The organism is Cloacibacterium sp. Arc13 (genome assembly GCF_041431305.1).
Classification (GTDB): domain Bacteria; phylum Bacteroidota; class Bacteroidia; order Flavobacteriales; family Weeksellaceae; genus Cloacibacterium; species Cloacibacterium caeni_B.
Genome location: NZ_JASMRM010000008.1, coordinates 14,213 through 37,118, shown reverse-complemented (window position 1 = coordinate 37,118; position 22,906 = coordinate 14,213). Strand labels below are relative to the sequence as shown.

At 31.1% G+C, this 22,906-nt stretch carries 21 protein-coding genes; 15 read left to right on the top strand and 6 right to left on the bottom strand.

Annotation, left to right across the window (positions count from 1 at the left end; genetic code table 11):
- The first annotated feature begins 78 nt into the window (after positions 1-78).
- From QO190_RS07565 to QO190_RS07530, 8 genes are all read left to right on the top strand, one after another.
- Positions 79-1,005 carry a hypothetical protein gene (locus QO190_RS07565; protein ID WP_371462252.1) on the top strand — a complete coding sequence of 309 codons (927 nt, stop codon included), beginning with the start codon at positions 79-81 and terminating at the stop codon, positions 1,003-1,005.
- A gap of 258 nt (positions 1,006-1,263) precedes the next feature.
- Positions 1,264-2,244 (top strand): glycosyltransferase family protein, encoded by a 981-nt coding sequence (locus QO190_RS07560; protein WP_371462251.1) that lies wholly within the window; start codon positions 1,264-1,266, stop codon positions 2,242-2,244.
- 89 nt (positions 2,245-2,333) lie between these two features.
- The gene (locus QO190_RS07555; RefSeq protein WP_104794241.1) at positions 2,334-2,798 is read left to right on the top strand and encodes a hypothetical protein; all 465 of its coding nucleotides are present in this window, start codon (positions 2,334-2,336) and stop codon (positions 2,796-2,798) included.
- A 152-nt stretch (positions 2,799-2,950) separates the two neighbouring features.
- On the top strand, positions 2,951-4,837 hold the full coding sequence (locus tag QO190_RS07550; RefSeq protein WP_371462250.1) for a DUF3857 domain-containing protein: 1,887 nt from the start codon (positions 2,951-2,953) through the stop codon (positions 4,835-4,837).
- A 2-nt stretch (positions 4,838-4,839) separates the two neighbouring features.
- Complete coding sequence (locus QO190_RS07545; protein ID WP_371462249.1) at positions 4,840-6,765, top strand: hypothetical protein; 1,926 nt, start codon at positions 4,840-4,842, stop codon at positions 6,763-6,765.
- 72 nt (positions 6,766-6,837) lie between these two features.
- Positions 6,838-8,331 (top strand): histidine ammonia-lyase, encoded by a 1,494-nt coding sequence (gene hutH, locus QO190_RS07540; RefSeq protein WP_371462248.1) that lies wholly within the window; start codon positions 6,838-6,840, stop codon positions 8,329-8,331.
- 1 nt (position 8,332) lies between these two features.
- Entirely contained in the window at positions 8,333-9,013 is a 681-nt protein-coding gene (locus tag QO190_RS07535) for a hypothetical protein (protein WP_371462247.1), read from the top strand.
- Entirely contained in the window at positions 9,006-9,500 is a 495-nt protein-coding gene (locus QO190_RS07530; RefSeq protein ID WP_371462246.1) for a hypothetical protein, read from the top strand. Before QO190_RS07535 ends, QO190_RS07530 begins: the two co-directional genes overlap by 8 nt.
- 41 nt (positions 9,501-9,541) lie before the next feature.
- Here the strand turns inward: QO190_RS07530 and QO190_RS07525 are convergent, their stop codons facing one another.
- The 3 genes from QO190_RS07525 to QO190_RS07515 form a co-directional block, all read right to left on the bottom strand.
- The gene (locus tag QO190_RS07525) at positions 9,542-10,486 is read right to left on the bottom strand and encodes a LamG-like jellyroll fold domain-containing protein (RefSeq protein WP_371462245.1); all 945 of its coding nucleotides are present in this window, start codon (positions 10,484-10,486) and stop codon (positions 9,542-9,544) included.
- The gene (locus tag QO190_RS07520; RefSeq protein ID WP_371462244.1) at positions 10,483-10,911 is read right to left on the bottom strand and encodes a hypothetical protein; all 429 of its coding nucleotides are present in this window, start codon (positions 10,909-10,911) and stop codon (positions 10,483-10,485) included. The genes QO190_RS07525 and QO190_RS07520 overlap by 4 nt, the downstream gene beginning before the upstream one ends.
- A gap of 67 nt (positions 10,912-10,978) precedes the next feature.
- Positions 10,979-12,145, bottom strand: coding sequence for a hypothetical protein (locus tag QO190_RS07515; RefSeq protein WP_371462243.1), 1,167 nt, complete (start codon positions 12,143-12,145; stop codon positions 10,979-10,981).
- Positions 12,146-12,395: 250 nt separating this feature from the next.
- On the opposite strand from QO190_RS07515, the gene QO190_RS07510 reads away from it, so the two are divergent.
- A complete protein-coding gene (locus tag QO190_RS07510; RefSeq protein ID WP_371462242.1) occupies positions 12,396-15,248 on the top strand; it encodes a histidine kinase in 2,853 nt (950 codons plus the stop codon).
- Positions 15,245-15,991 carry a LytR/AlgR family response regulator transcription factor gene (locus QO190_RS07505; RefSeq protein WP_371462241.1) on the top strand — a complete coding sequence of 249 codons (747 nt, stop codon included), beginning with the start codon at positions 15,245-15,247 and terminating at the stop codon, positions 15,989-15,991. The genes QO190_RS07510 and QO190_RS07505 overlap by 4 nt, the downstream gene beginning before the upstream one ends.
- A 37-nt stretch (positions 15,992-16,028) precedes the next feature.
- On the opposite strand, the gene ygiD is transcribed toward QO190_RS07505, so the two are convergent.
- Positions 16,029-16,856, bottom strand: coding sequence for a 4,5-DOPA dioxygenase extradiol (gene ygiD, locus QO190_RS07500; protein WP_371462240.1), 828 nt, complete (start codon positions 16,854-16,856; stop codon positions 16,029-16,031).
- 64 nt (positions 16,857-16,920) lie between these two features.
- The gene (locus QO190_RS07495) at positions 16,921-17,430 is read right to left on the bottom strand and encodes a YceI family protein (protein WP_371462239.1); all 510 of its coding nucleotides are present in this window, start codon (positions 17,428-17,430) and stop codon (positions 16,921-16,923) included.
- A 717-nt stretch (positions 17,431-18,147) separates the two neighbouring features.
- On the opposite strand from QO190_RS07495, the gene QO190_RS07490 reads away from it, so the two are divergent.
- From QO190_RS07490 to QO190_RS07470, 5 genes are all read left to right on the top strand, one after another.
- On the top strand, positions 18,148-18,324 hold the full coding sequence (locus QO190_RS07490; protein WP_371462238.1) for a hypothetical protein: 177 nt from the start codon (positions 18,148-18,150) through the stop codon (positions 18,322-18,324).
- Complete coding sequence (locus tag QO190_RS07485; RefSeq protein ID WP_371462237.1) at positions 18,314-19,420, top strand: LPO_1073/Vpar_1526 family protein; 1,107 nt, start codon at positions 18,314-18,316, stop codon at positions 19,418-19,420. Before QO190_RS07490 ends, QO190_RS07485 begins: the two co-directional genes overlap by 11 nt.
- Before the next feature lie 440 nt (positions 19,421-19,860).
- Positions 19,861-20,814, top strand: coding sequence for an HNH endonuclease (locus QO190_RS07480; protein ID WP_371462236.1), 954 nt, complete (start codon positions 19,861-19,863; stop codon positions 20,812-20,814).
- A 332-nt stretch (positions 20,815-21,146) separates the two neighbouring features.
- A complete protein-coding gene (locus QO190_RS07475) occupies positions 21,147-21,488 on the top strand; it encodes a hypothetical protein (protein WP_371462235.1) in 342 nt (113 codons plus the stop codon).
- Complete coding sequence (locus QO190_RS07470) at positions 21,489-21,950, top strand: hypothetical protein (RefSeq protein ID WP_371462234.1); 462 nt, start codon at positions 21,489-21,491, stop codon at positions 21,948-21,950.
- 97 nt (positions 21,951-22,047) lie between these two features.
- Here QO190_RS07470 and QO190_RS07465 read toward each other — a convergent pair whose 3' ends face one another.
- Positions 22,048-22,812: a TIGR03915 family putative DNA repair protein gene (locus QO190_RS07465; RefSeq protein ID WP_371462233.1), complete on the bottom strand. Its 765-nt coding sequence runs from the start codon at positions 22,810-22,812 to the stop codon at positions 22,048-22,050.
- Positions 22,813-22,906 lie beyond the last annotated feature (94 nt).

The window sequence follows — 22,906 nt, the reverse complement described above, 5'->3', positions numbered from 1 at the left end:
AACCTTTCGTTATCAAAAAATAGAAAGTTTGGCACGTATTTTTAATAATGCATAATAGAACATTAAATAACTAAGAAGATGAAATCTATATTCACAAAATTATTCCTCGTTTCTGCGTTATCAGTTACAGGAATTTCATACGCACAATATTATCCTAATGATGATTATGGCAACAATTATGGCTATGAATATTATTATGATGATTACAATTATCCAGACGAATATTATTATGAATATCCTAATGATTATTACACCAATGATTTATATAGAGGATATTATAATGATTACAGGAACACGATTATCAGCATCAATTGGGACAGATTTTTTGTAGAATTCAGGCTTTCTCCTTATCAAATCAGAGAAATAAGAATCTTAAACTCACGTTTCTCTAGTTATGGACATTGGCAGAGATATTACAGATATAATCCTAACAGATGGTATTATGATAGATTTATTGCATTAGAAAGAATTTTAGGTCCTAGAATTTACGTAGTATATTATCAAAGATATTATCGAAACTATAATCCGATTGTTTACTATCAAAATTATAGAGTAAAACATTATAGACCAACTGTTTATGTGACGCCTAGATATAGAAATGTAGATGTAAGAACATTTAAAAATGATGCTTACAGAACAGGAGGTTTCAGAAATAATGATAGAGCATATAATGACAATAGAAATTTCGAGAAATCTAGAGAAAATTCAGGTTTTAGATCAGGTTCATCTGATGAAAGACCTAGAGATAATGGCGGATTTAGAAGTTCAGATTCTAGAAATGATAATGACAGAAACTACGGGAACCAAAATCAACAACCATCTAGAAATGAAGGCTTCAGAAGCGTTTCTCCTCAAAGAAGTGAAAACCAAAACAGAGGAAATGACGCAGTAAGAAGCGGTGGTTTCAGAAGTCAAGAAAACAAAGCTACAGAAAATCGTTCTTCTGGTAATAATGGTAGAGGAAATGGCAACAGTAACGGAAACAGAGGTGGCGGATTTAGATAGAAACATCATACTTTTACATACCAATATTTTGATTTTTAAATGAGGAACGATTCTATTGTTCCTCATTTTTTATGATAAAAAACATAAACCAATTTTTAGGCACGAGATTTGATTATGTTAAATATGAGAAGTAATTCTTCATATCAAACTAATTTTTTACATTCACACAAAAGCGGAACTTTAGTTTCGCTTTTTTATTTAACATTAAATTTATTTAAACTTGAATTTTGAGAAAATTTTTGTTCTAACTTCGTAGTTATGAAAATTTTATATGCGATTCAAGGAACAGGAAACGGACATGTTTCCAGAGCAAGAGAAATTATTCCCATCCTCAAAAAATATGGTGAACTTGATATTCTCATCAGCGGAACTCAAGCCGACGTAAATCTAGATGAAGAAATAAAATATCAGTTCAAAGGTTTCGGTTTTGATTTCGGAACCAAGGGTGGAATAGATTATAGAGGCAGTTTCCGAAAAGCAGATTTTTCACAATTAATAAAAGATATTAGAAATCTCCCAGTGAAAGATTATGATTTGGTGATTAATGATTTTGAACCTGTTACCGCTTGGGCTTGTAAACTGAGAGGGAAAAAATCGGTAGCGCTGAGTCATCAATCAGCATTTTTGTCTCCTAAAACGCCTATTATTTCTGGAATTCATCTGGGTGCAATCATTCTCAAAAATTATGCACCAGCTACTGATAAAGTGGGATTTCACTTCGAGCCATATGATGATTTTATCAGAACGCCAGTCATTCGTTCGGAAATAAGGAACTTAAAACCAGAAAATTTAGGACATTACACGGTTTATCTTCCTGCCTATTCAGATGAATTTATTTTGAAAAAATTATCAAAGCATCCAGACCAAAAATTTCAAGTTTTTTCTAAACATACTCGCGTAGATTATTCTCAAGAAAATGTAGAAATCTATAAGGTGAATAATGAAAAATTTAATCTATCTCTAGCAAAATCAGAAGGATTATTAACGGGTGGCGGTTTCGAAGGTCCCGCTGAAGCTTTATTCTTGGGCAAAAAACTTCTGTGTGTGCCTATGTTTCATCAGTATGAACAGCAATGCAATGCTTTGGCTGCCGAAAAAATGGGAGCAACTGTGATTTGGAGTGAGAAAGAATTTGACCAAAAATTAAATCATTGGCTCAAAAATGCAGAACCCATTCAAGTCAATTTTCCTGATGAAACAGAAGAAGTTATTAAAAACCTCATCGAAAAATATAGCTAAGTTTTTTTAACAAAATTTTAGCTTTTCAGCTTTTAACTTTTGTAAGATTCTGTCATCAAAAAGATAATTAACCAAATAATTACAAAAAAATGACAAAGAAAATAATTTTAAGTGCAGCCATTTTTGGTGCAGTATTTATGTTCGGCCAAGAGAGACAAAAACTTACGCCAGAACAAAGAGAAGCTAAAAAAGCAGAAATGGTTCAGAAAGCGAAAGAAAGACAACAAGCTCATTTAGACAAGATGACCACAGAACTTAATCTTTCTAAAAAGCAAGTGGAACAAATAAAAGCTTTACAAGAAAAAAATAATGCAGAAAGAGAAGCGAATAGAGCAAAAATGGAAGAAGTGAGAAAGCAAAGACAACAAGAAATGCAAGCGAAAAGAGATGCTCATGATGCAGAAATGAAAAAAATCCTTTCGCCTGAACAATATGATAAATGGCAAAAACAAAGATTAGAAAACATGCAGAAACAAAGAGATGCATGGAAAAATAAAGCCATGAGAAAAGGAGGGAAACAAGGCGGAATGAAACCACAAAATACACCTCAGTAAAACACAAACTTCATAAACTTTTTATTTTAATTTTTAATTCACACAGCGAGAAAATTTTTTCTCGCTTTTTTTTGTGATTTTTATCAAGTTCTTAAAGGTTTGTTTAATAAAAGTTTTTTCTTAAATTTAGCCAAAACTAACAAAACCATTTTATGAGCAAGCTTTTCTCTTTTATCTTTCTTGTTTTCAGTACTTTACTATTTTCTCAAAATTATGCGGTTTCTGCGATTCCTGAAAATTTACTTCATAAAGCCAATGCTGTAGTAAGAAATGATGAAACCACTATTGATATTAATGCCATAGATAATATGGTGCAGACTTACAATAAAACCATTACCATACTGAATAAATCTGGTGAAAATTTTTCGAGTATTGGTATTCCTTATGATAAAAGTGTTTCGGTAAGCAATATAAAAGTGTCTATTTTAGACCAAAATGGAAAGGTGATTAAGAAATATTCTAAAAGTGATTTTACCGACGCCAGTCATAGTCCTAGCTTTTCCTTTTATGATGATAGCAGAATTTTGTTTCTGAGCTATATGTCAATCACTTATCCTTATTCTATACAATATTCTTACACCACAGAGACAAGAAATACAGTATTTATGCCAGATTTTTTCCCAATTGATGACTATAATATTTCTACAGAAAAAAACAGTTTAGTAATTAATAATAAATCTGGAATTAAATTAAGAACTAAAGTTCATGAGAATGATTTCGCGAAAATTTCGTTTACAGAAAATGGACAAAAATATTCTTACAGTTTTTCTAATGTTCCAGCAGTAGAAGATGAGCCTCGTTCGCCAAGTTTAAATGAATTTTTACCGAGAGCAGAGTTTTCATTAGATCAATTTTCATTAGAAGGGAAACAAGGAAATCTTACCCAATGGAATGAATTCGGAAATTGGTTTTATCAAAATCTAATCAACCCTGTTTCTGAAGTTACGCCAGCGCTTCAAGCAGAAGTAGCAGCACTTAATCTTACAGGAAGTACGCATGATAAAGTTAAAAAACTTTATCAATATATGCAGAGTAAAACCAGATATGTTGCGATAATGGAAGGAATAGGTGGTTGGAAACCTATGTTGGTAGAAGATGTTAGAAAAAAAGGATATGGTGATTGTAAAGCATTAACTAATTACATGAGAACCTTATTAAAAGCGGCAGGAATTAAATCTTATTATTGTAGAATAAAAGATGATCGTTCAGTTCAAAAGTATGATGAAAATTTCCCAAAAATGTTTGGAAACCATGTAATTCTGATGGTTCCTACAGAAAAAGGAAATATTTGGTTAGAAAACACTTCACAAGAAATTGCTTTTAATCATTTGAATTATACCTCGCTCAATAGAAATGTGATGGCCATTTCTGAGGATGATATCAAGTTAATCAATACGCCTACATATAAACCAGAAGAAAGCAGTGAAATTCTAAATGCAGAGGTTAAACTTAATCCAGATAATAGTATAAATGTGGATGCTAAATTTAGATTTTCTGGGGCACAATATGATTTCCAGATGCCACTTACTTCCTTAAACAAAGATGAGGTAAAGGAAGCGCTTAAAGAAAGATTTTATTACCTTAATATGGAAAATCTAGAGGCTAATAATGTGACGAATAATAGAGATGAAGCGCTGATAAATTATGAAGTGAAGTTGCAAGCGAAAAATTATTCTAAAAAATTAGGTAATGACATCATTTTAAGAGCAATGCCGTTCTTAGATCTTATGCAAACTACCAGTCATGAAGATAGAAAATTACCTTTAGAAGTCTATTTTTCTTATCAAGATACTTACAATTTTTCTCTAGAAATTCCAGAAGGATATAAGTTGGCAGAAATTCCAAAATCTGTACAGTTGTCTTCTGAATTTGGCAACTATTCTCTCCAATTTTCTATGGAAAATGGCAAACTGGTTACTCAACGAAAAATTACCATTTTGAAAAATATTTATCCTAAAGAAAAATTCAAAGAATATATAGAGTTCAGAAAAAAAACCAATAATCACGACAATACTAAAATTCTTTTAACTAAAATATAACCATGAAGACTAAAATTTTAACTGTTTTTTTATTCTCAATTTCTGTCTTGGTGTTTTCGCAGCACAAGTTTATGAAATATCCAGAGTTCAATAAAAACGAACTTTCTAAAACAAAATCTACCATCAAAGAAGATGCTCCTGCAGAAATATTATACAGTTCTATTAGTAATTTGATCATTAATGGACAATTAGAAACCAAAGTCTTTAAAAGAATTAAAATTTATAATAAAGAGAAATCTTCGCAATATTTAGATGTAGAAATTCCTTTATATGAAGGAAATGGAGAAAAAGAATATGTTTCTGGATTGAAGGCAGTGACTTACAATTTAGAAAATGATAAAGTCGTTAATGCTAAAGTAGAAAAAGACGCAAAATTTAAGTCTAAGGAACAAAAAAATCAAGTAATTCAAAAATTCACGTTTCCTAATGTAAAAGATGGGTCTATTATAGAATATCAGTATCAAGTAAATTCTCCTTTTTTACAATTGCTAGACAAAACTTATTTGGAGTTTGATATTCCTGTTATTTATGAAGAATATATTTTTGATTTTCCTAAATTTTTTGGGTACAATTATAATTTTCAAGGAGGATTAATGCCAAAATATAAAGAAGATCAAGCTCAAATGATGTATGGTCAAGATTACTACAGTTTGAGATTAGGTTTCGAAAATGTACCGCCTTTTAAAGCCGAAAATTTCATGAAAAATGAAAGGAATTATATTGCTAGTGTGAGACCTGAGTTAAATTCTACAAATTTTAATAATATTTTTAAATCTTACGCTACAACTTGGGATGATGTTAGAGATAAGTTAAAAGAGTATGATGATTTTGGAGGACAATTAAGTAAAAAATCTTTGGCAAGAAATGTGCTTTCACAAGATATTTTAAGCATGACTTTGCCAAAAGAAAAAGCGGGTAAAATTCTAAAATTTGTTCAATCTACTTATAGTTGGGACGGAAATGTTGGGTTATTTACAGGAGATGGTATTAAAAGTTTAATAGACACTAAGATAGGAAATAGTGCAGAGATTAATCTTTATTTAATTATGCTGATGAGAGAAGCTGGGCTTAATGTAAGTCCTATGATTATGAATACTGTAAATAGAGGAATTTTGAATATTGCATTTCCTACAATTGGTGCTCCTAATTATGTAGTAGCTTGTTTAGAAGATAATGGTAATTACTATTTGTATGATGCAACTTCTAAATTTTCTTTGCCCAATTTATTGCCACCAAGAGCTTATAACTATAACGCTATTCTGTTAAAAGATAAAAAAGCGGAAATTCTACAAATTAATAATTTCATCGAAAGTAAAACCTATCTTAATGTAGATGCTAAACTGAATGAAGATACTACTTTTGAAGGCAACTTTAAAGATAGAGATACTAAAACTTTTGCCATTCTTGACTATGATGAATATGCAGACAATAAACAAGACTACGAGAAAAAGTACAAAGAAAGATACACCTTTAATTTTAATAATTATAAATCAGAAGTAGTAAATGATAATGAGTTTCAGACCAGTTTTGATTTCAATACAGACGGTTTTGTAGATGGAGTTGGGGGTAAATTAATTTTCAATCCTCTGCTATTTTTATACCGCCAAAACCACGAATTTAATCAAACCGAAGAAAGAAAATATCCTATAGAGTTTCTTTCTCCTTATGAAACGGTAAAAAAAGTGGTAATTACCATTCCAGATAACTATAAATTTGAAAATCTACCGAAGTCTAAAAAATTTAAGACCGAAGATGAAGGGATTATTTATTCTTATGTAGTGAGCACTGAAGGGAACAAAATCACTGTAGAAACCTCAGTTAAAATAGACTCGGATAATTTTCCTAAAGAATATTACCCTGCATTTAAGCAGATTTTTGATGCCATTACACAACTCGAAGGTCAGCTCGTAACGCTTGTAAAAAAATAAACGAAAAGCGAGATTTTTTTCTCGCTTTTTTCTTTGCAAGGATTTGTGTAATTTTAGGCAAAATAATTTAAAATGTTAATTTACGGAGTAGACCACTTTACTTACCAAGATGTCATCAATATTATCAATGGTAAGCAAAAAGCAAATTTGGATAAAAAATCAAAATCCCAAATCCAGAATTCTTACCAAAATGTTCAAAAGATTGTAAAATCAGATAAAACCGTTTATGGAATTAATACAGGTTTTGGTCCGCTCTGTGATGTGAAAATTTCCGAAGAAGAAACCGCACAGTTACAAGAGAATCTTGTCATTTCGCATTCAGTAGGAGTAGGAAAGCCAATAGCTAAAGAACTTTCAAAAATTATGATGGTGTGTAAAATTCACGCTTTGTCAAAAGGATTTTCGGGGATTTCTTTAGACGTTGTAGAACGATTGATGCTCATGCTAGAAAAAGACATTATTCCTGTAGTTCCAGAGCAAGGTTCAGTTGGCGCAAGTGGAGATTTAGCGCCACTTTCTCATTTGGTTTTACCACTTTTAGGTTTAGGAAAAGTTTGGGATGGCGAAAATACAGTAGAAACTGCCCAAGTTTTAGAAAAACATCAATTACAGCCTTTAAAATTACAAGCTAAAGAAGGTTTAGCGCTGATTAATGGAACTCAATTTATCTTAGCACATGCGATTTTAGGCTTAGATAAATTTAAATACTTATTAGATTTAGCAGATGTAGCTGCAGCTTTTTCGATTGAAGCATATCAAGGTTCTGCAAGTCCTTTTAAGAAAGAATTACACGAAATTAGAGCGTACAAAGGCAGTCAATTGGTGGCGAAAAGAATGACCAAACTGCTCAAAAATTCTGAGAATTTAAACTATCACGAAAATTGTGGAAGAGTGCAAGACCCGTATTCTATGCGTTGCGTTCCGCAAGTTCACGGTGCCAGTAGAAACGCTTATGAACATTTAAAACAAATGGCAGAAACAGAACTGAATTCTGTAACCGATAACCCTATCGTAATTTCTGATGAAGAAGCGATTTCTGGAGGGAATTTTCATGGTCAATTAATGGCTTTACCCATTGATTATGCAACTTTGGCCGTTGCAGAATTAGGAAATATTTCTGATAGAAGAAGTTATCTTTTACTCGAAGGGAAATATGGTTTACCAAAACTGCTCATCGAAAGTTCTGGTCTTAATTCAGGATTCATGATTCCGCAATATACTACTGCTGCATTGGTTACCGAAAATAAAACGCTTTGTTTCCCGGCTTCGGCAGATTCTGTTCCTACGAGTTTAGGTCAAGAAGACCATGTTTCTATGGGAAGTATTTCGGGGAGAAAATTTAATCAGGTTTTAGGGAATTTAGAAAATATTTTAGCGATAGAACTTATGTTTGCAGCGCAAGGTTTAGAATTCCGTAGACCGCTGAAATCTTCTAAAATCATCGAAGAAAACTATGCGATTATTCGTGAAAAAGTGAAAAAACTAGAAAACGACAGATTAATTGGCGAAGATATTCTTACCATTGCAGAAATGGTTAAAAATAGAGCATTTAAAGTGGATGTTTAAAATGAAAAATTTCATATTAATCTTTACATTCTTTGCTATTGGTGTTTTTGGTCAGAGTAATCATCTAATTTTGACTGAAGATAGCGATTCTACATCTATCAAATATGTTAGAGAAATGTGCAGGTTTTTCAATGTTTCTGAAATTCAAAACATTAAGGCAGAATTTGTTTTTAGGTTTTGGAATACATCAAATGTTTTAGAAATTAAAAAGATTGGTGATATAATAGAAGGAAGATTAATTTATTCTGCTAAAAATCAGGATAATAAAAATGATTTTTTTAGAAAAGAATTTATTTTACCACAGAATATTTCTCAACTAATTTATGAAAACGTAAATAAAGATACTTTTTTAAAAGTACCTAAAGATAATCTTGATTTAAATTTAATAGGTTTAGATGGAAGGGTATATTATTATGAATCTAAAAATTGGAATCAATATTCTATAAAAAATTATCTTACTGCAATGTCTTATAAAGATGAAGGAAAATCTTATATCGATTTTAATAATTTTTTAAATTCTAAAATAAATTATGAAAATTATTATAAACAGTTTGAAAATGAAATTCCATACATAAACTATACATACTATGGAGTTCCATATACTGTAACTAAAGCTAGATTTCTGAAAACTAATAAAGAAATAAGAAAATATAAAAGGCAAAAAAAACTAAAATATGACTAACAAAGACTTCTTCAGACTCATGATAAAACTTTTCGGGCTTTATCAATTTTTATTACTTATATTTACTTCTTTACCAAGAAATTTGCAGTTACTATTTAATGATTTTTTTTCAATAAGTAGTATTATAACTTTAATTTTAATAACGCTTTTTATACTTGCAGTTTACTATGTATTTGTTAAAAAACCAGATTTAATCATTGATTTTTTTAAACTAGATAAAGGTTTTGACAATAATGAAATTACAGTGAGTAACCTCAATTCTGATACTATTTTGCAAATAGGAATGGTTTTGATTGGTGGCTTTTTGATTGTTGATAATTTTGGTTATTTCATTTCTTCATTTATTAACTATTTTAAAATAAGTTATATGAGTGAAAATTTAGAGAGTTTAAAAATTTTTGAATCTCTAATTTTAGGTGGTGTAAATTTAATTTTAGGTTTTTGTTTAATCATTTATAGAAAACAAATCGCAAAAAAATTTCAATAAAAAAGGACTTCTATTTTGAAGTCCTTTTTAGTGATATGAGATTACTCTTTTACTAAATTTTTAGTTTGAGTGTTTCCATCCTTGTCAATAACTTTTATGAGGTAATTTCCTCTTTGTAAAGAAGAAATATTCATTTCTTTTGAAGCTGATTCTTTTATTTTTTTACCTGAAAAATCATAAAGTTCTATTTTTGTAATAAGAGTCTCAGATTTCACAAAAACAATATCTTTTGCAGGATTGGGATAGATGGAAATGTTGTTTTTGATATTAGACAAGTCAGCTGTAGCCAGCGTTCCGGAGTATAAACTATTTACCTGAGCATCTGTTAGTGCCACGTCAAAAATTTGTAAATCATCAATCGCTGCATTTAGAGTTAACCAAGAAGAAGTACTTGGAGTAGCACCTATTTTAAATAAATTATTGATTGTGTTAGATGTGTTGATTGCTAAATTTTGTGTTTTGATGAGTGCACCATTCATATAGATTTTAATTTTAGAGCCATCATAAGTCGTTACTAAATTATACCATTGTCCGTTATTAAAAAAGACATTAGAATTTTCATTAATGGTGATTGTTACACTATAACCGGCACCCCAATTGTATTGTTCTAAACCATTATTGTAGTTCATGGTAAGGCCAAAAGCTTGTCCGTTTACAGCATTTCCATAACTAAATATGTAACTTCCACCGGTTGCATTATATTGGTTGAATTTTATCCAAGTTGCAACAGTTCTAGGGTTATTTCCTAATGGTAAATTATTGATAATTGCTTTTAAACCTCCAGCATTGGGAATATTCACTGCTTGTCCACCATTTCTACCCGTAACAAATGAAGTCGGAAAAGAGGCATTCAGTTGAGTAAGTTGTATAGTAGAATTGCTATTAGAATATGTGTTATCAAATGTAAAGTGTTGAATTGGGTTTTGTGCCTTTATCATCAAAAAAAACATGAAGATTAATGAAGAAAGTAGTTTTATTTTCATCATTTTTTAGTTTTAATGGTTAAAAAGTAATTTTGAAATTCGTTTTCTATGTCTGTTATATCTATTTGTTTTGGGCTTTTTTTCGGCATGTAGAAAATAATATCCCAAGAAAATTCTTTAATATTGAATTTCTTAAATCGGCCATTTTCTAAGAATCTTACTTGATCAGAACTATTGATTTTAATGGTTTTGATGTTTTTCTTTTTTAAGAAAATTTTGGCCTGATCTAAATAATATAAGCCATCTTCTACAATCACAGAAAACTCATCTTCACTCGCAGATTCTTTTTTCAGTTGGTTAATTCTTTCGTTAGAAGGCATTACAATCACTACTGTTTTTTCTTTAATATTCAATTTTTTTTGAGCCAGTAATACGTTGAATGTGAAAAGAAGTAGAAGAGCAAAAAGGTTTAATTTGAATTTCATCATGTTAGAAAATTTAAAGAAATTACCACGGAACTTATAGAAAAGTCCCGCAGTAATCATATGAAGAAGGTTACTTGTTTGCGTTTGCTTTAGCACAATCTATCGGGTCCATTCCAGAGTTGGCATAATCTGTAGGTGGAGTGATATAGTTTTCGGCTAAACTTCCTGGTGCAGAATAAGAATTTTGCTGTTCTATTTGCATATTCATAAATCCACAAGTTCCGTCAGGTTTTTTGAAAACTGCTACAATAGCCATAATTCTAGAAGTTAAAGTTTTTACATAAATTCCTTGATTGTTCCTTAAATCTTGATATTGTGGCGCCCATTCACTTGTTGGGTAACAATAGATTGGCGTTTCTTTCCAGCCGTAATCTGCTACACGTTTTTTTACTGCTGCCATCATTGCTTGTTGAGAAGGTGCTTTTGCTGGAGTTGCTTTTTTAGGGAGATTTATATTTGCAGAATAAGCTTCTTCTTTTTTCTTGTCCATATCTTTAAAGATTTGAGCAATTTTTGCAGGAGGATAATTTTTAATTTTGTCTTCCATTCCTGCTTTATAGAAGAATAAATATTGTTGTCCTTCAAATAAATTATGTCCATAAGGATCACTGCCAGAAGCTGCGTAAGGTTCATCTGAAGCGTAAAATAATCCTGGTTCTAGTTGTAGTAAACCTTTTACATCTCCTTTTTTTACACCTTTTGCGGGATCTTTGTCTAAATACTGTACATATGCAATATCTGGCATATAACAGTCTCTGTAATGTAAAATTCCTTTGGATTTCATTTGTTGCAATAGCATGGCTTTGTATTTTGCATTTACACCAGAGCTAATCCAAGTGGTATATTGAGCATCAATAATTGGGTTTCCTTCGCTGTTTTTTTGAAAATGATATCTTGAATAAAGATTGACTTTGAAATTAGCATCATCAAATTCTAAATACACTTTTTTAAGGGCTAAAACCTTACCATTAGTAATGTTTTTAATTCCTAAAGGAACTGATGCGTAGTAAATTCCGCTTGGTCCTTCTTTTTTGAAATTTTGTTTTTCTAAGAAAGGATCTGCAGCATCTTCTTCTAATGCTTTTAAATCTTTTTTGTCTGGAGTAATCGCTTTTTTAGCATCTCCTTCTGGTGTTCCTAATGTTTTTTCGGCAACTTTGGTAAGGAGTTTTCCGAATTGTGCATTCGCTTGAAGAGTAAAGCAAGTAAGAAGGAGAATAGAAATAGTTTTTCTCATAATGTTTTTATATATTAAATTGTGTTTTCATCAATAAACCAATAGCGATATAATTTTTGTAAGAATTGGCTAAAGTGTTTCTTCATGTTTTTTTTGCAAAATTATTTCTAGTGATGCTTTGTTCTGGAGCACATTTAACCAAATCTGATTTTGGATTAACGTAACTAACTTTTAGATTTTCGTTAATTCAAAATGGTTTTTAGTAAACTCTAAAACGGAGTGAGAAGAATTATTGCTAATTTTGTTGATAATGATTAAGAAAATCTTATTTTTTCTAGCGGTTTTAATAAATTTTGTTGCTTCTGCACAAAATAGTATTCCCTATTATTACCATCTCAGTAAGCAAAACGGAATGCCTACAGAAGTGGTTTACGATATTTACCAAGATAGAAAAGGTTTTATATGGCTTTCTACAGAACAAGGTTTGTACAGATATGATGGTAAAAATTATCAGAATTATGCTTTAGATGAACAGACTTCTAAATCGGGTTCTTGCATCAGCGAAGATAAATATGGAAGAATTTGGTACAGTAATTTTGATGGTTATCTTTATTTCATAGAAAAAAGTCAACTGAAATTGTTCAAACCTCACATTCCTATTGGTTATCTTAAATTTGGACTCATTAATAATTCGATTTTTACGGTAGAAGAAGAAGGAGTTGTCGTTTATGATTTGATGACGGGTAAGAAAAAGAAATCTTATGCCATCAATCAGAAAAAACTCAATTTTACACATAGCGACGGGAAAAATTTTTATGTTTTCGCAGATGAATTGCTCATCATCAATGAAAAAGGAAAAACTGCAGTTCAACTTCCAGAAGCGCTTAAGAATTTCAGAGCAGGAATTATGCAAAACACCAAAAATGGTTTGCTTTTTACTTCTAAGCATGAGAGTTTTGGGTATTATTTTAAAAATAATACATTTTCTAAAGTTAATTTTCCTAAAGAAATCACTTTCGTGCAAAACACGTCTTTTGATGGAAAAGAAAACTGGCTTTGTACTACTGATGGCGCTTTTAGAACGAATTTATTACAACTTTTTTTTAAAGGATATAACATTTCTACGGTTTATAAAGATAGAAATCAGAATTATTGGTTTGCTACCATCAATAATGGGATTTTCTTAGTTCCCAATCTTCATGTGCAGTTTTTTGAAAGTAAAAATATTATCACTTCACTTTCTGCGTATAAAAACCAACTGCTCATCGGGACACAAAATGAAGAGTTATTTCTGAAAAATATTGAAAATCAAAACGAAAATTTAATTTTTAAGGGAGAAAATAAACACGAGATTTATTTGTTGAAATCTTTCAATAATTCTCCGAATATTTTCACTTCTTCTTACGGTTTTAGAATTCTAGACCAAAATGGAAAATTAGTCTACCAAGACGAAGCAGCCATTAAAGATATTGTTCCATTAGACGAGAAAAACTTTGCTTTTGCAGCAAGTGGAACTTGTGGTTTTCTCAGTTTTGGAAATACAAAAACCGATTGGCAAAAAGTTTTTCCTCCCCAAATTATTTTAGGAACTCAGAATACTTTAATCAATAAAGTGAGAGGGAAATCAGTGGTTTTCGATGCGGAAAAATTAAGACTATATTTTGCAACCAATAAAGGTCTTTTTACCGTTTCTAAAAATAAAACTCAAGAAATTTTATATCATGGAAAGTCTGTTTATATCAGCAGATTGGTTCAATATGGTTCGCAGATTTTTGCACTTACTCAGAATAATAAATTGTTGCAAGTAAAAGACTTTCAAATCATTCAACCCAAGATTTTTCAGTCGCTTTCTCAGAATAAAATTCTCAATATCAGAATGATTAATGAGAGATTGTATCTGAATTCTGACAATGGAATTTTTGTTTATGATTTTAAAACTCAAAAGCAATACAAAAAACTTTCTTACAATCAAGATTTTGAATTCAGTCAAATTACAGAAATAGGCGATAAGGTTTTTATTGGTGTAAATAGAGGGATTTTATCTTTGCCGCTTTCTTATCAAGAACATCAAAAATTTCCGAAATTGATTTTGGATGAAGTGAAAATAAATGGTAAAGTCACTTCTTTTTCTTCCCAAAAATCATTTGAAAATGATGAAAATAATTTAGAATTAAAATACGCTTTACTCAATTTTACTCCAGGTGAAAAATACAAGGTTTTTTATAAAATAAACAACGGAAATTGGCATCTCGCAGACGAAAATTCTAGAAAATTAGACTTTCCGTCACTTTCTGCTGGTGATTATCAAATCACAATGAAAACCGAAGATAAAACTGCAGCGCCAGTTGTATTAAACTTTACCATAAAACAAGTTTTTTGGAAATCTTGGGTTTTTATACTTTTTGTAGGCGGTTTGTTGATTTTTTTAATCAATTTTTATTATCGATATCAAATCAGAAAAATAAATTATACCAAACAACTGGAAATTGACACGATTCGTCTAGAAAAAGAGAGCAATAGTTCGAAACTCAAAGCTTTTAAATCCCAAATGAATCCGCATTTTTTCTATAATGCACTCAATACTTTGCAGTCGTATATTCTAACCAATGAAAAAAAGCCAGCGCTTACTTATTTGTCTCAATTTTCTGGATTAACGCGCAAAATTTTAGAATTTACAGAACAAGATTACATCTCTTTAGAAGAAGAAATAGAAACGCTGAAACTGTATTTAGAATTAGAAAAAGCAAGATTTAATGGAGATTTACACTATGAAATCTCGACTAAAAATATGGATCATCTTTCTAAAATTCATATTCCTGTTTTGCTTCTGCAACCTTATGTAGAAAACGCAATTAAACACGGGCTTCTTCATTCTAGAAAAGAAAAAATATTGAATATTTCCTTTGAACAGAAAAAAGATTTTCTCTGTATTAGGATAGAAGATAATGGAATTGGTATCGAAAAAAGTAAAATTATTAATGCTCAAAAAGGCAACCAAAAACCAGCTTCTTTTGCAACTTCGGCACAAGAAAAAAGAGTAGAAATCCTTAATAAAATGTATAAAAATTCTGTTTCTATCATCATAGAAAATAAGGAAAACGAAAATGGAGTTTCTACAGGAACTTTGGTTAAAATTCAACTAAAACCCATGAATGTATTATGAAAGCACTGATTGTTGATGACGAAGAAAGAGCTAGAGTTTCTCTTAGATATTTAATTGCGGAATTTTTGCCACATTTAGAAATTGTGGCAGAGTGTGATGGGATTCCTAATGCTGTAAAATCTATTCATAAACATAAGCCAGATTTGGTGTTTTTAGACATCGAAATGCCTGGACATTCTGGATTAGAAATTCTAGATTTTTTTGACGAAAAAGATTTAAATTTTGGAATAATTTTCACCACAGCTTATCAAGAATATGCCATTAAAGCATTTAAACTTTCGGCGGTAGATTATTTGTTAAAACCTATTAATCCTACAGAATTGCTAGAAGCGGTAAATAGATTTCAGAAATTAACAAGTCAGAAAATAAAAGTGCTTCACGAAAACTTAGGAAAAGATTTTTCTGAAACCAAAAAAATAGGAATTTCTCATAGCAACGGAATAGAACTTATTTTGCCAGATGAAATTATTTATATCAAAGGGGAAGGTGCGTATTCAGAAATACATTTGACGGATGGTAAGAAGATTCTAGCAAGTAAAAACCTGAAAATGTTTGAAGAAAATTTAGCCGAAAATCCACAATTTATAAGAGTTCACAAATCTTATATCGTGAATTTTAATCATCTCATTTCTATTAATAAATCAAACGGAGGAACCATTGTCATGACAAATCAGATGGAAATTCCTTTTAATTCTGATAGTTATGAACTGATTTTAGAAAAAATAAATTTGATAAAAAAATAAAAAAACTTTGCCAAATTTCTCAACCTTTACCTTTACCTCAATCTATCATTACACTCGTCATACTTAGACTTCCACCAATCAATTCATCATTAAAAAGCGAAATTTCATCAGATTTTTCTTTCAGACCAAGCGTATAAATCAGAGGTAAATAATGATCTGGAGTAGGAATGGCATTTTGTAATGCCGCACCTTGTTTTTCAAAATGAATTAAATTCTGAAAATTTCCATCGAGAATCCATTCATTGGTTTTGGCTCTCGCTTCTATTGCCCAATCCCAACCAGCACCAACCGTATTGATGTTCTTCCAGTCAATCATTCTAAGATTGTGAACCACGTTACCACTTCCGATAATCAGAATGCCTTTTTCTCTTAATTTTTGTAATTTTTTAGCCAAATCAAAATGATATTGAGCAGCCTGAGTATAATCTATACTCATTTGGATTACTGGAATATTTGCTGCAGGATACAAATGTTTTATCACGCTCCAAGCTCCATGATCTAATCCCCAACTATCGGTTTCTATAACTGAAGTGGGAGCCAAAAGTTCTGCTGTTTCTTTCGCCAATTCAGGATTTCCTTTTGCAGGATATTCTACCTCGAAAAGTTCTTGCGGGAATCCATAAAAATCATGAATCGTTTTCTGCATTTCTCCCGAAGTTACATAAGTTCCTTTGGTGTACCAATGCGCAGAAATACACAAAATAGCATTGGGAGTAGGAATTTTTTTAGAAATTTCTCTAAATCCTCTCACAAATTGGTTTTCTTCTATTGCATTCATCGGCGAACCATGTCCTAAAAATAGAACCGGCATTTTTTCGCTTTTGGGCAATTGTTCAGAAATGTATTCTAATACGTTGATGTTCATTTTAATTAAAAATTGATGCAGAATGCTTTAATACATTCTGCATCTTTCATCGTTTGTGTTTGTTTTATTCTTTTACGAATTGTAATTCTCCAGCGATTTTTACTTCATCGCTTACTAAAACACCGCCAGTTTCCAAGGCTGCATTCCAGTTTAAACCGAAATCACTTCTTTTAATTTTTCCTTCAAAAGTAAATCCAGCTTTAGTGTTTCCCCAAGGATCTTGGTTGATTCCCCCGAATTCAACTTCTAATTGTACTGGTTTAGTAACTCCGTTAATAGTCAAATGTCCTGTTACATTATCATTTAAAGAAGAACTTTCGAAAGTAATGGTTGGGTTTTGTTCTGCATTGAAAAAATCTGCACTTTTCAAGTGAGTATCTCTATCTGCGTTATTTGTGTCAATAGAATCTGTTTGGATAGTCGCGCTTACTTTTGCGTTTTTGAAAGTATCATCTTCTGCTTCTACTTCTGCAGTAAAAGTGTTAAAAGCTCCTTTTACGTTAGAAATCATCATGTGTCTTACTTTGAAGGTAATTTCACTGTGCGTAGTGTCTAAGCTCCATTTTGTTGCCATAATATTTTGTATTTTAGTTATTTATTATGGTGCAAATGTACAGCGCACAGAATCCTTGATGCATTGATGTAAGATAAGAAATGATTTTTTTTATACATCTACCATTAATTTGAAAAGATTGATAATCTGTAATGTGCGTATTGTAATGTTTTCAATAAACATTCCCCAGCATTTATTTCAGGAAGTAAACAGGTAATGCAAGTGTTATTTCGTGTCAGAAAAAAAAATTAGGGTAGATTGTTTTTATTTTACTTTTCGTTGGTATTTATTTCATCTGTTTTTTGTGTTTTTTGAGATATTTGTTCGAATCAAGTTCGAATCAAGTTCGAATCAGCTTCGGAAAAAGGGTACTTTTTGCGAACAAAACTCGAGTTTGACTGCCACTTGATTCAACTCAAACCCTTATTTGTTTTCTTCAAAATGCCATATAAAGTTCTAGTATAATAAGAAGCAAGCATCTTACCTTTGTCCTGTAAGTAAAATGCAAGCAGACATTCATTACCCTTTCCTTATACATTCCTTTGACTTTCCTTTGGGTAGGTTATGGTTTTTTAATAAACTTTTGAGCATCAAGAATACTTTTGTATATTTGGTGATGTGCAACATCCTAAGAACGGAAGTAAACTTCCTTCTCGGGACTTCGCAAATCCGTGCGAACGTTAGGTGCAAGCTTAAGACAAAACGAACATTGACAAATAAACAAAAAACACATAAAATATGGAATGGATTTTTGACGGAATAGGAACTGCAATAATTACGTTGATAATTGGTCTTCTGACAGGAGGTGCTGTGGGATATAAAATTGGCATTAACAAGAACACAGTCAAACAAAAACAAAAGGCTGGAGATAATTCTTCACAAATTCAAATTGGGAGAGACAGTAATGGCAAGTAAACAAATCCAAGAAGCTGGAGACAATTCTCAGCAATTACAGGCGAACAATATGATTGTCAATATAGGTATTGACGAGAAAAGGGCAAGAGAAATCTATCAAGAAATGAATTTGCAATTAAGAAAAGACTATTCTCAAGAAGCACTCAATATAGCAAATTCAAGAGTGACAGAATTTGAAAATAGACTTTTGCCTAAAATGGAAGCGGTTGAAGGAGCTTTAGAAGCTTTTGCTGACCCAAGTTTTCAGTTATTACTTGTTGAAGCACAAAAGACAGCAGCTTCTACGGAGAGACCAGCGGATTACGACCTTTTATCAGAATTATTAATACATCGTTTTCAAAAAGGAGAAAACAGGCTGACAAGAGCTGGTATTAGTCGTGCTGTTGAAATAGTTGACAAAATTTCTGATGATGCTTTACTTGGGTTGACTGTTTTTCATTCCGTAAATTACTTTTTCCCAGCAAGTGGAATTATCCAACAAGGACTTATTACTCTTAATGACTTATTTGGTAAATTGTTTTATGACAATCTTCCTGTTGGTAGTGAATGGCTTGACCATTTAGATATTTTAGATGCCATAAGAGTTAGCAATTTTGGTGGTCTTAAAAAAATAGAACAATACTATCCAGAGATTTTGAGTGGTTATATTGATATAGGAATTGAAAAGAATTCTGATGATTTTAATAAAGCCATTGAATTGCTTAATAACAATGGACTTCCACAAAATATTCTAATTGAGCACGAATTGAATAGTGATTATGTTCGAGTAGTCCTGCCTAATAAAGACGATATTGACACTTTAGCACTGCACCGTCAAATAGTGAATAACGGTCAGTTGTCATTTATAAAAATTCCCTTGACTGAAGCACAAAAGAGTATTGTAAAATCAATATATGACTTATACAAGCAGGATGCGGGCATAAGACAACAAAATGTCAATAAATTTATGGAAGAGTGGAATAAACAACCGTATTTAAGTAAACTAAGAGAATGGTGGGACAATATCAATACAGGAATACAGTTAACCTCTGTTGGAAAAGTATTAGCTCATTCTAATGCACAAAGGTGTGACAAAAACTTACCACCATTAAATTAAATGACAAAAAAGCCAGCACCTAACAGCAGTAACTGTTGCACAACTCCTTTTTTTAGAAAATAGTTTTCAAAAACATAATATTTAGATCTCTTTAAAAGCAATTTTAGAGAGGTTTGTTTTTAAAATATTAAAATTTAGAGCGCTTAGAATGGTGTTTTTTCATGTTGTAAAGCATGGTTTTTATAAAAGTTTTAGTATATTTGAGTAGTGCAACTTGCACTATGAATTTACAAAATCCTAAGAACGGAAGTAAACTTCCTTCTCGGGACTTCGCAAATCCGCCGAACCGTTACCTGCAACCCTAACGAACTACACCGCTAACATAAAACGAAAAATAAAACGAGAATATGTATCTTGACCATAAAGAAAATTTAAAAGGACAAATAGTTCTTATTGACCCTTTCATTCACAAAAAGGCAAAACTTTCTAAAGAAGAATTTTTGGAAAGAGTAAAAAAGGTCAAATATCTACGGACTGCATATAATTCAAGTTATATCTCCTTTTATATCACATCGGTTGACGAGTATAATAACCTTATTAAGTTTCACGAGCTTGTGAACAAAGGAATTTTTGATTTTAGCTACCATGAAGTTTTTGCAGTTGCTATTCAACCAAAACTTTACAATTGGTTCAAGACAACAGACATAGCTACTATTCAAAAACAAATTGCTTGTTGGATGGCAGGTGCTTATTATTTCAACATAGACAAAAGAGAAATCCAAAAAAATCAAGTTTACAAACCTCTATTTGAAGAAATACTTAACATAGTCGAACAATTTTTTAATGATTTTCCATTGCCAGACTTTTCAGAGTTAACTGAAAGACTTTTTAGTAATGGAGATGAAACACTTTTTGACGAACAAAAAAAGTGTAAAGAAAAATATTTACAAGTCTGCCAAGAATATTGCAAAACTGAACAACCTGAATTTTTGAGTTCTCCATTTGGATACGACAACGATAAACAATGGGGAGTAAATGATTACCATAATTTTGAATTTGTCCAAGCATATTTAAATGATAGCGATTGGGAGAGAATTGTAATAAAAGGTAATAATGAAGATGATATGCAAAGAGCTGAAAGCCGTGATGATTTATGGATTAAATGGAAACACGTATACACAACATTTGACCAGCGAAAAAATTTCGTTTACAGCTTCTATTTCGAACCAATTATAGAAAAAAATCGGAAACCAAATCAGAAAAGGGAAGCTATACCGCAACACGTAAAAAATAAAGTTTGGCAACGAGACAACGGTTTGTGTGTATTGTGTGGAAGCAATGAAAAATTGGAATTTGACCATATTATCCCAGTTTCAAAAGGTGGTTCTTCAAGTTATAGAAACCTTCAACTACTTTGCGAAACTTGTAACAGAACAAAACACGCAAATTTATAATGACAAAATTACTGAAATCAAGAAGGGCAGCAGGTAACATCAGTAGCTGTCGCACAACTCCCATTTTTAGAAAATAGTTTTCAAAAACATAAAATTTTGACCTCTTTAGAAGCAATTTTAGAGAGGTTTGTTTTTTAAAATATTAAAATTTAGAGCGCTTACAATGGTGTTTTTTATGTTGTAAAATATGGTTTTTATAAAAGTTTTTAGTATATTTGAGTAGTGCAACTTACACTATGAATTTGCAAAATCCTAAGAACGGAAGTAAACTTCCTTCTCGGGACTTCGCAAATCCGCCGAACCGTTAGCAAACATTTTAACCGACGAAACGAATGAAAACAAAACTTTTATTTTTTACAGTTATTTTAATTATTTCATCATGCACAAGTACAAGAAAAGCAATGGATTCTTGGCTTGGCGCAACAAAACAACAACTGTTTATGAAATGGGGTCCGCCAACGAAAACTGCATCAGATGGAGCAGATGGAGAAATTTTAGTGTATTCAACCCAAGGGTATAATCCTGGAATGCCAGGATATGGAGTTGCTCCATCAACTTACTGGGACAATAAATATTTCTATGTTAACTCACAAGGGAAAATTTATTATTGGATGACCAAAAGAGAGCAAATTCCGCCTCAACAAATAGATTTAAATATTTACAGAAGATATTAAATGGAAACTTTGATAAATAGTCCGTATTTCGAAAAAATAATACTTACTATTCTAGCGGTTGTATTGAAACTTATAATTGACGCAATAACAAAGGGAGAAAAAGACTTAAAAGCTTTGTCTAAACTTTTATTAATTTGCGCTACATACATATTGCCAGTCATAACAATAATATGGATAAATTTAGATGACAAGGTTATCGATTCTAAATTAAACACAACACTAATTTGTTTTAATTTTTCAATTATTGTTTTCAATCATTTACAATCAAGAATAAATGAAAATTATAAAATGATTGGCGATTTAGCAAAAACAGAATTTGACAAAGTAGAAAAGGTCAAACAGATAAATGAAGTTCAAGTTGAAAAAATTAATGCTATTAATGAAAACCAAAAATATATCTTAAATGAACTATCAAAAATAAACGATAGAATAATTGGGTATTTTAAGGATAAATCTAAATAAAAACGTTTGCTAACAGTGGTAACTGTTGCACAAATCCTTTTTTAGAAAATAAATATTAAAAAACCTCTTTAAAAGCAATTTTAGAGAGGTTTGTTTTTTAATACTTTTCAGTTAAGTATTTCCAGTATCGTTTCGGAACCCACTGAATATGGAGTTTCATGTTTTTTCGTTCAGGAATTCCAGTTTTTACAAAATAACGTTGCCAAAGTTTTTGGTATTTTTTCTCCTCATCGTGATGGAATTGTTCAGAATTTCTGAAATTTTGCAATTGAGAAGAATCAGGCGTGAAAAAATGAACTTCTTTTAAATCATAGAAAATTCCATAATGCCTTTTTAAATCGAAAATCATCCACTTTTGGTCAGCGTAACGTTCTTTGAAGTGCTTTCTAATCAACGGCAAAACATTGAAATCGGGTTCTATTTTAGCAAAATAAACTTCATCTTGTAATAATTCAAATCGTACAAAAGCCAGCATTCTATGTCTTTCTCTGCTTACGCTTCTACAAATTTTAGAAATTTCTAAAATATCTTCATTCCCGAAATCTTGTAAAATATTTTGTTTTGGATGTTTTATAGAATGCCGAACTGCGCTCAAAATTAATCGTTCCAAGTCTTTTCTCTCCGACAAATAAACCATCATGAGTTGAGAAATGCCTTGCTTTCCTAGGTTTTCTTCTAATTTTTTCAGAACTCGGTCAGATTTGGTAAAATCAGTAATGACTTCGTGTGTTTCTGCGAAGAAATTCTCTTGACTGTAATTTTGTTGAGCAACAATTTCCACCAAATCATATTTGTATTCGAAAACTTCAAATATCGCTGTAAATAAACCTTCAAAAGTGGAATCGTAGAGTAAGGTGGTCATATTTTAAACGCAAAGGCGCTAAATAATTTTCATTTTATCATTGTTTTTAAGACGCAAGAAAATCAAAGATTTTCAGATTAGTATTTCAACGAAG